Annotated in this window: 13 protein-coding genes, 1 other RNA gene and 1 pseudogene; 5 read left to right on the top strand and 10 right to left on the bottom strand. The window is 38.1% G+C overall.

The window, feature by feature from the left end:
- The first annotated feature begins 1 nt into the window (after nucleotide 1).
- Nucleotides 2-2,467 (top strand): ATP-binding protein, encoded by a 2,466-nt coding sequence (locus tag FN831_RS18655; RefSeq protein WP_142529702.1) that lies wholly within the window; start codon nucleotides 2-4, stop codon nucleotides 2,465-2,467.
- A 140-nt stretch (nucleotides 2,468-2,607) separates the two neighbouring features.
- Nucleotides 2,608-2,974, top strand: a transfer-messenger RNA (tmRNA) gene (gene ssrA / locus FN831_RS18660).
- 725 nt (nucleotides 2,975-3,699) lie between these two features.
- Here ssrA and FN831_RS28455 read toward each other — a convergent pair.
- The 4 genes and pseudogenes from FN831_RS28455 to FN831_RS18680 all read right to left on the bottom strand — a co-directional run.
- Nucleotides 3,700-4,491 (bottom strand): annotated as a pseudogene (locus FN831_RS28455) (recombinase family protein); the annotation flags it as partial.
- 335 nt (nucleotides 4,492-4,826) lie between these two features.
- Nucleotides 4,827-5,099, bottom strand: a complete 273-nt coding sequence (locus FN831_RS18670) for a hypothetical protein (protein ID WP_142529703.1) — start codon at nucleotides 5,097-5,099, stop codon at nucleotides 4,827-4,829.
- Nucleotides 5,100-5,501: 402 nt separating this feature from the next.
- Nucleotides 5,502-6,038, bottom strand: a complete 537-nt coding sequence (locus tag FN831_RS18675) for a hypothetical protein (protein WP_142529704.1) — start codon at nucleotides 6,036-6,038, stop codon at nucleotides 5,502-5,504.
- Nucleotides 6,039-6,041: 3 nt separating this feature from the next.
- Nucleotides 6,042-6,590, bottom strand: a complete 549-nt coding sequence (locus FN831_RS18680; protein WP_142529705.1) for an RNA polymerase sigma factor — start codon at nucleotides 6,588-6,590, stop codon at nucleotides 6,042-6,044.
- A 434-nt stretch (nucleotides 6,591-7,024) separates the two neighbouring features.
- Here FN831_RS18680 and FN831_RS18685 point away from each other — a divergent pair, with 434 nt between their 5' ends.
- On the top strand, nucleotides 7,025-7,243 hold the full coding sequence (locus FN831_RS18685; protein ID WP_142529706.1) for a helix-turn-helix transcriptional regulator: 219 nt from the start codon (nucleotides 7,025-7,027) through the stop codon (nucleotides 7,241-7,243).
- A 226-nt stretch (nucleotides 7,244-7,469) separates the two neighbouring features.
- Here FN831_RS18685 and FN831_RS18690 read toward each other — a convergent pair whose 3' ends face one another.
- From FN831_RS18690 to FN831_RS18715, 6 genes are all read right to left on the bottom strand, one after another.
- Nucleotides 7,470-8,042 (bottom strand): hypothetical protein, encoded by a 573-nt coding sequence (locus tag FN831_RS18690; protein ID WP_142529707.1) that lies wholly within the window; start codon nucleotides 8,040-8,042, stop codon nucleotides 7,470-7,472.
- A complete protein-coding gene (locus FN831_RS18695; RefSeq protein WP_142529708.1) occupies nucleotides 8,021-8,623 on the bottom strand; it encodes a hypothetical protein in 603 nt (200 codons plus the stop codon). Before FN831_RS18695 ends, FN831_RS18690 begins: the two co-directional genes overlap by 22 nt.
- 1 nt (nucleotide 8,624) lies before the next feature.
- The gene (locus tag FN831_RS18700; protein WP_142529709.1) at nucleotides 8,625-9,281 is read right to left on the bottom strand and encodes a hypothetical protein; all 657 of its coding nucleotides are present in this window, start codon (nucleotides 9,279-9,281) and stop codon (nucleotides 8,625-8,627) included.
- A 363-nt stretch (nucleotides 9,282-9,644) separates the two neighbouring features.
- Nucleotides 9,645-10,262, bottom strand: coding sequence for a hypothetical protein (locus tag FN831_RS18705; RefSeq protein WP_142529710.1), 618 nt, complete (start codon nucleotides 10,260-10,262; stop codon nucleotides 9,645-9,647).
- A 267-nt stretch (nucleotides 10,263-10,529) separates the two neighbouring features.
- The gene (locus tag FN831_RS18710; RefSeq protein ID WP_185960535.1) at nucleotides 10,530-10,919 is read right to left on the bottom strand and encodes a nucleotidyltransferase family protein; all 390 of its coding nucleotides are present in this window, start codon (nucleotides 10,917-10,919) and stop codon (nucleotides 10,530-10,532) included.
- Nucleotides 10,920-11,075: 156 nt separating this feature from the next.
- Nucleotides 11,076-11,264, bottom strand: a complete 189-nt coding sequence (locus FN831_RS18715) for a hypothetical protein (RefSeq protein ID WP_142529712.1) — start codon at nucleotides 11,262-11,264, stop codon at nucleotides 11,076-11,078.
- 171 nt (nucleotides 11,265-11,435) lie between these two features.
- On the opposite strand from FN831_RS18715, the gene FN831_RS18720 reads away from it, so the two are divergent.
- Nucleotides 11,436-11,651 (top strand): hypothetical protein, encoded by a 216-nt coding sequence (locus tag FN831_RS18720; RefSeq protein ID WP_142529713.1) that lies wholly within the window; start codon nucleotides 11,436-11,438, stop codon nucleotides 11,649-11,651.
- Nucleotides 11,652-11,670: 19 nt separating this feature from the next.
- A complete protein-coding gene (locus FN831_RS18725) occupies nucleotides 11,671-12,045 on the top strand; it encodes a hypothetical protein (protein WP_142529714.1) in 375 nt (124 codons plus the stop codon).
- Nucleotides 12,046-12,203 lie beyond the last annotated feature (158 nt).

Below are 12,203 nucleotides of genomic sequence, written 5' to 3' on the forward strand. Positions count from 1 at the left end.
TATGGCTGAAAATATACCTGAAAATCATCTTCAGTTTATGAAAGGAGGCGGCGAAGCCGGTGCGCAGCTCCGTGCCCGTAACTGGAATGAATCCCCGCTGGGCAATCCTGCGGAATGGCCGGCATCTATCCGGATGAGCCTGAGCATGTGCCTCAATTCCAGCTTTCCTATTTCGCTGTATTGGGGACCGGATTATTATGTGTTCTACAATGATGCCTACAGGGCCATTGCCGGTGACAGGCATCCCGGCATTATCGGTAAACCAAGAAGAGAAGCATGGCCGGAAGCCTGGCAGGAAATCAAGCCCCAGTTTGATGCGGTCATGTCCAGCGGCGAGTCGGTACGATTTAAAGACAAACCTTTCCTGATCCATCGTTTTGGATTTATAGAAGAGTGTTATTTTGATTATACATTGTCTCCGATTGCAGATGAGGAGGGAAAGATCTGCGGCATCTTCAACGCTGTGATGGAAACTACCTATCAGGTGATTAATGAGCGGCGGAACCACCTGCTGCAGCATCTAAGTCTGCAGCTGCATAATTTTCAGTCCCGCAGGGAGGGCTTTGGCAAGTCGATCGACTTATTGCAGCATTTTACACACGATATCCCGTTTTCATTACTTTATGAATATGATGCGGTGTCGGAAACGTTTACATTAACACAGAGCAATGTACTCAGCACATTGCAGGCAGGTCAGGCCTTATGGCCCCTGAAAGAAACAATTACTTCAGGAGCCCCGGTAATGATTGATGGATTGCAGAACAGGATCGTGGATTTTGACTTTGCAGGGATGCCTGTGGCAGATCTGAAAGCGATTGCTGTTCCTGTTAAACAGGGCGAAGACAATATTACCGGGGTCTTCATCGCTGGCTTAAATACATCGGTGAGGCTGGATGACAGTTACAGGCAATTCCTTGAGTCGGTGGCTGCACAGATAGCTGCGGCGATCAGCAACGGCATCAACTTTGAAAAAGAAAGGTTAAGAAGCGACCAGATCAAATACAGTGAAGACCAGCTGCAGTTTGCGATCGATGCCGCAGGTTTGGGCACCTGGGACCTGGATCCTTTTACCAATCGTTTCACTGGTAATAACCGGTTAAAATCCTGGTTTGGCCTGCTGCCCGATGATGAAATTGATTTATCGCTGGCTTTGAACGTAATTACGGATGCAGACCGTCCACTGGTAGTTTCAGCAATTCAGGAAGCAATGACTTCTGGCTCTGGCGGCAATTACAATATTGAGTATACGATCATTAACCCGCTTGACCCTGTTCCGCGGATTGTATGTGCCAAAGGCAAAGCATTGTTTGATAACGAACACAACGTGACGCGTTTTAGCGGTACGCTGCAGGATATTACTGCCGAACGGAAAACTCTTGATGCTCTGGAACGGTCATTTGAGCAGGCGCGTTTATCCAAGGAAGCTGCACAGCTTGGAACGTTTGATATGGACCTTGTAAAGGGGACTATGGAATGGGACGAACGCTGCCGTCTGCTCTTCGGCATTTCGCATAATAGAAAAGTTTCTTACGAAGATGATTTCTTACCTGGTCTGCACCCGATGGACCAGGAGCGGATCGGCGCGGTCATTATCAAGGCATTCAACAAATCGGAGAGCAATGGAGATTATGATGTGGAATACCGTACGGTGGGAGCTGAAGACCAGCAATTACGATGGGTAAGGGCAAAGGGCAAGGTGTTTTTTAATGATCAGGATGAGCCTATTCGTTTTATAGGTTCTGTGCTGGAAACCACCAATGAGAAGCTGAACGAAATCCGTAAGAACGATTTCATTGGTATGGTGAGCCACGAATTGAAAACCCCACTGACTTCTTTAAAAGCATATGTGCAGGTTTTAAATGCACGGTCAAGAAAGGAGGAGAACAGCTTTGCAATTAGTTCACTGAATAAGGTGGAGCTGCAGATCAATAAAATGAGTGCGCTGATCAATGGGTTCCTGAACCTGTCGCGACTGGAATCCGGCAAGATCCAGCTGAACAGGATCGATTTTAAAATCGATGACCTCATCAGGGAAATCATTGAGGAAAGTTCACTGGTGGTATCTACGCACAGGATTGTACTGCTTCCCTGTGATTCTGTTGTGATCAATGCTGACCGCGATAAGATTGGCCAGGTAATCACTAACCTGATCAGCAATGCTGTGAAATACTCGCCGAGAGGCGAGATCGTGGAACTGGTTTGTAAACAGATAGATGATACTGTGCAGGTAAGTATCAGGGATGATGGGATGGGTATCCGCGCGCAGGATAAGGATAAGCTTTTTGAGCGTTTTTACCGGGTAGAGACCGTTCATACAGAGAATATCTCCGGGTTTGGCATTGGCTTGTACCTGTCATCAGAAATCGTGAAACGCCACGGGGGCACGATATGGGTTGAAAGTGAAAAAGGTGTAGGCTCAACTTTCTTTTTCAGCCTTCCTGTTTATGAAACTAAACAGCCGGAATAATTTGCATCGTATATAAAGTCCTGATCTGCTGTTTGCTAGCTCTTCTTTAAAATTGGCAGAAATTTGTGGCATAATTTTCGTATTTTTGTAGCGTAATGGTTGGAAAGGATTAGTTAACCACACACCATTATATATGTACTGGGGCCGTTTTGGATTTGACAGGGTGGAGGTACGTATGTTAGCATGCAGTGCGTTGTACGGAGAGCACTTTAAAGAGAACGTTCACACTTTGATTGGCGAAAATAACTACGCCTTAGCTGCTTAATTTAGAATTAAATAGCTTTTGTCCTTCTGGTTGCTGCGTTTTTAGGCCAGAATCAAGGGCATCGAAATAAATGACGCTGGCAATTGTAAGGTACGGTACAGTTGTGAGATAAAGTATCTAAGGAGAAAGGCAAGGTAGGTTTCCGGCCCGTCTGATCCCGAAAATAAAGTGGAAAATAAGCATGTAGAAGGCATAATTTGCTACACAACTGGACAAGGGTTCGAACCCCTTCGGCTCCACCAAGAGGGGTTTCATCTGATGAAACCCCTTTTTCTTTGATAAAAATTATATGTTTTTGGTTGGTTGTCAATTGATTATGATTGAAGATTTTCATCAGGTAAGGTGTTCGATAGCACTGGTCTTTATAGTAGAGGGTCGAGCCGAACACCAGCCTTAATAGTTCCCGTTTCTTCACCGTAGTAGCCATATGATAGATTTGGCTTAAGTCTGTAAGCTGATTGATCTCGTTGTTAAACAGCTGATAGATGTCGTCAGATTTGCCACTAAATACTTCCAGTCTTGCAGCCAGTGCCCGCCTGTTTTTGGTTAAATCACTAAACCATCTTTGATAGGTTTCATAATTCATCTGGTTGTTGATGTATTTCTCTTCTATGCTCTTTAACTTCGCATCCACTTCATCATATTCCTTTTTGTTCTTGGTATAGAGTTCCTGATTGTTTTCAAGCCTTTCCCTGACTAGGTTACGACCGATGGACTCAATGTTCATGATTGTTTCTTTAGGCAGGCTCAGCTCTTTAAAAACGGCTTCCAACTGTTCATGTGCTTTGTTAGCCGGAATGGTATTGTGTCCTTTGATCTTACAATTGTAATAAGGGAACTTTCTGCCAGATTTGCCTGTAGATTTAGCGCCTGTTAATGGTAACCCGCAATGGCACTTTACTACGCCCCGTAAAGGAAACTCATCGTGGATGACTCTGGTGTGAACGATAGGTTTTGCAAATCTTTGCTGTACCTGATAGAAAGTTACTTTATCGATCAGGTGCTCATGAATACCTTCCACCCATTGATCAGGATGATCCTGATAAGCTCTGACGTGGATTAACCCAATATATACCGGATTCTTCAGAATTTTTTGAATAGCCATTTTGCCCGTGTGGTGTAGTCCCATTTGTTTGGCAACCCTGCTGATTTCAACTATTGGTGTTTGCTGTATGTACTGGCTAAAGATATATTGCACTATAGGTTTTGTTTTATCGTCAGGAACGATTAATGGCTTTTTGTTCTCATCCCTGACATTCTTGTATCCATATGGTGCAGAGCCCAAATATCTTCCCTGTACTACTTTGGCCGTATATATACCCATGTTAATTCGCACACGGTTCCTGATGATCTCATCTTCAGCTTTGAGCAGCATAAGACCAGCGTAAAAGAAACTTGCCGGATCATCAGCATCAAAAGTAATTCCTTCAGCTACGCTGGTAATTTTGATGGCATATTTACGCTGAAGTTTTTTGATCAATACTAAGCCGTCACCAGAATCTCTACTGAAACGATCAAAAGCGAATACCACCAGGTAATCCACTGTCTTGTAATTTTTATCAATGAATTGTTCCAGCCGTTTAAAGTCCGGCCGGTCAAACGTTCTGGCGCTAAAGCCGTCATCCACAAATTCATCGGTAATCTCAATATTTTGTCTGTCGCAATGCCTTAAAATAGCTTCACGCTGACCGTCAATGCTCCAATTGCTTTGTCTGTCGGTCGATTTCCTGATGTAGATTATTGCTCTTTTCATAATCATCAAAAATTTTGTCTACGATAATGTTAACTACTAAATTTATAAATATTTCCTCCTTTGTGGCCGCCTGTGGCAGTTCAGTTATACATTGCTTTTTTATTGGAGGAATCTTCACTCTCACTTTTCTCTTCATCCCAACCTCCTTTTAAAAATCTATAAGCATATCGCATGCTTATTCTAAAATCCTTTATTGCTCTTCGTTTGCTTTGGTTCTTCCTCCTTTCGTTTGGGTAACTAAAATTAGAGATCTGCTGTCAAATGATCCTTATAGAAATTTAGCGGGGATAGGTTAGGATGGCGGTTTGCATTCGTGGTTAAATCCAGTGAACGCTTCTTAATTAATTCAAGCCATATTCATTTCTTATTTGATCAGCTTCTTTTGGTGTAAGCTTTCTGATCGTTCTAGTTTCCGTTTGGGAGCCTACAACAAATATTTCGTGGATGATCATACTTCCATCTGGAAATTCGAGATAAGACTGTCCTTCCGGGAGATTCTCTGAAAGCATTAGAAAGGGGAGGTTGTTACTGAAGTTTTTTAAGCGCAGGGTCTTGATAGTGATCAAATACTTCTCTTCTTTCACTGCTAAGTTTGCTTCTAAATCTTTTGTCATATGTAGGATTTATTATTTTGTGAATGCTGTTTCTGTCAGTGTATAATTTCCCTTGGTTTTGTTGTTCTTGACATTTAGCTGAGTTATAAAGGTTCTAGAATGCGACACCCTGCATTCGGCCAGATGTCCCGTTGTCAGACAAACGGATCTGGTCACCGCAATCACTCCGAAGTCGTGGGCGGAATAATTAGCCTATCGGCGATTTCTTTTCAAGTGAAGGCCGAACCTTCACTTGAAAAGAAATGATATTTTAGGTGTGTCATTTCATGTTGCTTTAGAGGGTAAGAATTGACTAAACGAGCGCCTGTTTTATGGTAGGCACTCGCAGTCGTCGCTGGTCTACCAGAACCTCTGTTTAGTATCTTGTGATTGCTTTGGCTTATTCCTCTTCATCAAACTTATTTATCGCGGTCGGATAGGGAACCAACTGTAATAGGCATCCAGCAATTCCACGAAGATGATATTGTTGTCTGTTACCACTAGGTCAAGCCATTTTAGAAACTCGTTGAAAAAGAACTCCGATATAAAGAACTCCTTCATTTCTGACATTGGATACATTTTCCTTTGTTGATCAGCTGGTAAACTATTTAGCCAGTCGAGCATTTGATCTGATAGAATTTCTGAGCGATTTGCAACATCAAAGGAATCGATTAATGGGGTGTCAGGTTTCATTTGCGCACAGTCACTGTTTCTATATTTCTGAAGTAATGCGGTCATTTCAGTGGAATCGATAAAATTGATCATCGTCTTAATGATCCAACCAACGTTATTTAAGTCTTTAGACGCTAATGCTGAATTGCAGTGCTTTTGAATCAAATCAGGAATCAATTCTACAAAAAACTTAACCTGATCATAGCAGTAGAGTGAATTGATCACATTGATTGCTATCGGTTCCTTTAGTTTAAAGGTCTTGGGATATGTTATTTGGTTCTTTTCCATTTCCTAGTCAAATTGGGTTCTCAATTCCATGATAGCCATCCTGATTCTGGTTTTGACTGTACCAAGTGGCAAATTCAGTTCTTCAGAAGTTTCTAAATGAGTGTATCCCTTGAAGTAAACCATTTCTAATAGGATATTGAATTCCGGCTTCAATTGATTAACCAATTCCTTAATCAAAATAGCTTCAGGATTATAGTAGACATTTCTTTGCTTATCAATTGCGGGATGACAATCGTCAATGTTAACAGTCTTCCTACCGTTCCTATATCTCTTGGTTCTTAATATATCCAAAGTGTAGTTCCTTGTGAGATTAAGCATCCACGTGAACAGTCGCCCTCTGCGTGGGTTATAATGGTTTCCTGAAGTCCAGATCTTCAGGATAACTTCCTGCAACACATCTTCACTTAACTCGGTATGATTAAGTATTCGGAATATCACTCCGCCCAGACTGTAGGAATACATGTCATAAAGGGCTCGCATTGCAATTGGCTCCTGATTCTTTAAGGCCAGTATCAGATTCTCTTCGGTAAGAAATAGCTTTTTTGATTTCATGTCAAATCTCATTTAGGTAGTTAAATGAGCCTTTGATAAAGAGGTGACCAAATTACAGTAATAGGGCTGGTAACTCACTCAGTCTATTGCAGCTTGGTTCTGGTAAACCACCATACCTTGCGGTATGGCTCTCAACAATAAAACATAAGCGAGCACCAGCCCTATTAAGATATAGGGTGGTGGATGCTACACTTACGCTCGCTGAGATTAAATTTACCAGATTTAGCTGCGAGGCTCGTATGCAATCCTAATATTTTTGACTAGAACTGCAAATTTATAACATTTAAACAAATAACAATTTTTATAAAATTACATATTTATAATGTAAAACACAAATATAATAATTTATTACATTATCTAATTGACATATTACATTACTAGTACTTAAAAAGCAATAAATTCCTGTATATTATATTTGTTTTACATCAATTCTCATGAGTAAAACAACATACAATCGGATTAAATCGGTACTAGCTGAAAAGAAGAAAACAAACAAAGAATTAGCTGATGCACTTAAGATTGCTCCTGAAACTGTTTCCAGTTGGTGTACTAATTCTGTGCAACCTTCAATAAAGCGGCTTTTCGATATTGCGTTATATTTAGAAGTTGAGGCAACTGATTTACTTGTGTCTGTAAAGATTAGCAAAGGCTAGATTGCATCGACTTTTGTTTTTGAATACGTCGGGAGATTGAGCCTTTACTCTTATGAATGTTGTAATAAGAGTAATTTATGTTCTCAGAATGCGACATCTTGCATTCGGCCAGATGTCCCGTTGTGGCCACAAAGGATCTGCATCGCAATTCACTCCGGTGTCGTGGGCGGAATAATTATCCTAAGTCTAGTATGCGATAATTGGATAGGACTTATTTAAAGAGATCTTATTCTGTAAAATCCCATTCTTTATGATAAGGGGTTTCATTTGCTCTTGCCCTAAGCTCTTCAATTTCCCCTTTAATTGCTTTAATTTTGAAATTACATTCTGACTCTTCAATATTTTCAATACAATAATCACTTAAAGCAACTCTAGTACCATCATCAAAAATACCGCAGTCTAATGAGGAATGAGCTCTATTATTTGGTTTGCCATTTGGGGATGGTGAACCATAATAATTGGGTGTATGATCTAAGGACACTAATTTGGGCAATGTCTTTAAAAAGTTAACGGGATACTTAAATATCTTATATCCAGTATACTCAAGATATTGATTGTTTATGTTAAAAGTTAGTCCGAGTAAAATGTAGTTCTTTGCCACATCAACGTGCTTATCCCAATTAAATGATAAACTTTCTTCACCATCTCTAAGTTCAAAATGTCCTTCACCTGGAAATTTTCTTCCACGGCTTGTTACTCTTGTGTGTACTGGTATTTGTCGATATAAAAAAGATTCATCCTCTATTTGTTCTACAGGCCAAGGACATGCCGGCATTTTTATTTCAACTGTTTCATCCATACGGCCATGCTTTCGTCCACTTTTAATATGTCAATAAAACCTTCATGAGGGAGCATATTGCTTTTATGATAGCCATAAAATGTTGCTAGAAATTCGTTATCCTTATACTTTAAATTAACAAGCATTCTTGCACCTTGAGTTCTCCAAGATAGATCAATGCTTCCGCTAGGGATTAAGTTTATTTCTGGTGCGTCAATAACTATGTTGTAGATTTTATGGATATAGTTAGTATACATTAATAAGAAATCTATACATTTAAAATATAGTTCAGGTCGTACAGCTTTACCTGTGCTATGATCCCACCCATCTTTTAAATCCAAAATGTTTCTTGAATCTCTTATCTCATCAGCAATATCATACAAGTCGCTATGAATAGTAAATTGTCTATCTAAAATTTTGAAGGTGATCGGAGGTTTTTCATTATTATCTTTAGCCTCGGACAGCTCAGCAATTTCGTAGCCAATATATTTTCTGTCATACCAAGCCCGTGCGCTAACTTTTGACTGAGTGTCGCTATCTTGTGTGTCAGTGTGCTTTGTTGTTTTTAAAAAACTTTTCGGGTCAAATGTTAAATGTTTCATATCAATTTGCTATTTCAATGAAATTTATTAAATCTTTGTATGTATTTCTGATCTGCTCATTTTCATCTAATGCGAGTTCTATCTGAGCTTTCAATTTACCTAGATCTTCTCGATCTAAGGCAACAATAATTCCATCAGAATCATCACTTAATACTAGTCGCAATTTGTGCATTAAAACACCGTATTGAATATTGTTATTAGAATCCTTATCATAAATCATATTAATATCTGTGTTAATCTCGGAATTAATATAAACTTTGTTAGAATCGAAAATTATTCTGTGAGCTTCAAATGTTGATTTCAAAATCTTACTACGTTTTAAAACCTCAGAAATTCTACCCCGTAATTTATTGGCCTGCTTCAAATTTAAATCTGTTCCCTTCAATTGAGTAAAAGCTTCTGTAATTTCAGCAGAGAGCTCCTCAATATTATATTGTTTATCAGTCAAAAGTCCAGAAAAACTAAAGATAGCCTCTGCTACAGATATATTATTATCGAACTTAGTGTTGTCGTCAAATAACTTTATATACTGTCGATGACCTATGCCAATGGGAAGAGATTCAAGTACTTTATAAACAAGTTTAATATCTTTTTCATCCAATAAACTTATATGCTCAATCCCGGATAGATGTCTTTCAGGAATCTTTATGTTTGCCATATTACGATGTTGTAAGTTCGTTATTTGCGTTTTTTTTGGCGGGCGGCAAAAGTAGGAATTTTTATTAGTATAAAAAATATCTAATAAAAAAATACACCATCCGATGTATTTTCCCTCTGCTCCGTCTTTAGTCGTTGCTATATTTTTTAAATATATGGAATCATTTGGCTTTACAAATAATTTTTACATTATTTAACAATAGTTATACACACTGTGTTTCAATAAAAGTACCAATTGCCATTAATCTATAAAAGGGACAGATAACCCCATGTTTTGCAATCTGAAAAATAACAACCTCAAGTTATGAAAAGCAGTCGTTAAAATAAAATTTTAAATATTTATTTTAACGATAAATGCATACTACTAAAAATTATTCGCAGCTGCTTTCTTTACTTGTTCGCTCTTTTTTGATTCACTATCTTTGAAAGCCTGCATCATGGTGTCATTATAGATGTAACATACGGCTCTATATTCCGACCCACCTTCTTCCTCGCATAGGCCTATGGTGATCATCTTGCTGCCAAGCTCCCAGTCATATTGATATTGAACCATACCTGGTTTAAAATTGAAGAATTCAGGTTTACCATGATCTATAGTAGGATCTTCGTACTTTGCTTTGATCACATCCCTGAGATTATTGAGTTCATCCGTAAGCTTGTTATCAATGTAGTTAGCTGTTTCCTTATAACTTTGAATAAATATACCCATCAACTTACCCTGTTTATCATATTGAGGCAAGAACATATAGTCATATGCTCCAATTTTGTTTGACATTTCAGGCATTAACTTGTCATAGGCTTTCTTAGTGATCCCGAACTTCACCTTCCCGTAAGCAATCTCGGAAGTGCTTTGGAACTTTGCGGCTCTTTTTATACTATCAGTATTTACAGTGGTAATCACCGTGTCTAAAATATTATTAGGGTTACTTTGAGAACAGGAGGCGAATAATGCCCCGATTGAGAGTGTTATTATTATTTTCATTATGATAATCTTTTATTTACAATATGAACCACATTAGATATTCACTAATTCTCATCTACATAAGAGTCTTATTCTTTATCAGAGTTAGGTAAGCATAATCACATTTGAAATAATAATCTTAAGTCATTATTGTATGGATAGATGTCTTTATGTTGAGACCTATTGTCTGTTCTGCAAATGAAATTTCAATATGGAATTAATTTCTCAATAATTTGTTTGCGGCTTCGCTAATAATTTCAATCTCTTTGCAATAACTCTTCTTTTGTTTTATTCTTCAAGTATTCTACGTCCTTCAAGATGGTCATCAATGGACGAAATACCTACAAGAATATCCGTTAAGAGTTTCTTTTCTTCTGTGGTCATAAAACAGCAATCTTTTGCTCGTTTATTTTTTGAAGTAGATGGGGGGATAGTTTCTTCTGCTACTAGATCTACATTTTTTTTAAGAAGGCTTTGAAGGGCATACATCAGTTGAAAATAATTATCACCATACTCTGTGTAATTAAGATCAAGTTTAAAACTTACCATGAAGTTAATGTCACTATCATCTGTCATGATTCCGTTTGCAGCACTGCCAAATAAATGAGCTCTGATGACACCATGTTTCGCCATTAAAATCTTTATTTGCGATAAATTTGATTTAACTAAGCTATTCACATTTATTTTTGCACACAGGTGATATTCAAATTTACAATTAATAGTGTTAAAACTATAGATCTTAACGCTGAATCATTAATTCATTCAAGATTAATAATATCGTCAAACTTATCCAAGATTAAAATGAATGGGAGTTCGATAGAAGCCCTCTTGCTCTCAAACCCCTTCAAAATGCAATCCCTCTTTCACAAGAACATTTTCCTCATTAACTGTCTTTACCAGCATTAAAAGCCGTATAAAGGGTTCGTTTAAATCATCCTCAGCTCCAAAATTGGTCAAACTCAAGATTCCACCGCAGATACTTGTGATAAGAATATTTTCTTCATTTATTCCTCTGAATAGCATTAGCTTACGATTAAAGTAGTAAGTTGTTGTGATTTAACCAGGTATGTAACACAAGTCAAAGACTGGTATATGCCTTTTACGGAATCCCGTATTGTGGAAAAATGAGGTTAGAAAAAATATATTATGGTTTAATTTCTGATTAATTTAGTCACTTAACCTTAAAGTAATCATATGTCAGAACAAAATGTTGAACAGCCCAGTAAAAATAATGAACCTGTCCATATTCACATTCAATCATTAATATCAGAATCGATGAAGCTTAGCGCAAGAATTATAGCTAAATTAGAAGGTGGAGATGCAAATGAAATTTATGTCAAAGCGCTCAATGACGCATTACAAAATACAACAGAATTATTAGGAGCTGAATTCATTCCAGACCGAGGATAATAATAATCAAATATAAATTATGGATGATATAAAAAAACTTGCTGATCAGTTCTTAGAGGCAAGAGAGAAGCTCACAGAGCAAAGACGTTATATTGACTATGATATGGCTAGTCATCTCGATTATCTTGAAAAGTCTAAAGATGGAACTGTGGATTTCAATTTAAGAGTGATTCATTATAAATCCCAGATTGAGGCTGGTGAAGAACTTTATTCACAGTACCAACGCGAACTGTTGGATATCTCGACTGATCTAAAGCCATTGTTAATTCAAGTGAATGCCACGAGAGAAAATCCTCTTAAGACACTTTTGGAGGATAATCGGTACCATGATACTTATTTGGATGAGAATGGTGATATTCAAGACAGAGGGATTTATACCGATATGTCTAAATAGATAACGTTTACTGCAAAACAAGCAGATACAAACAAATTACCTCAGCAACAAGCTGGGGTATTTGAGACTGTAAATCAAACTGTGTCAACTCTTGATAATCAAGAGTAAGAATAAGTAAATTAGTATAAACTTATGGACACAATGAACAGTAAAAAACC

This window comes from Pedobacter westerhofensis, assembly GCF_900182595.1.
Lineage (GTDB): Bacteria > Bacteroidota > Bacteroidia > Sphingobacteriales > Sphingobacteriaceae > Pedobacter > Pedobacter westerhofensis.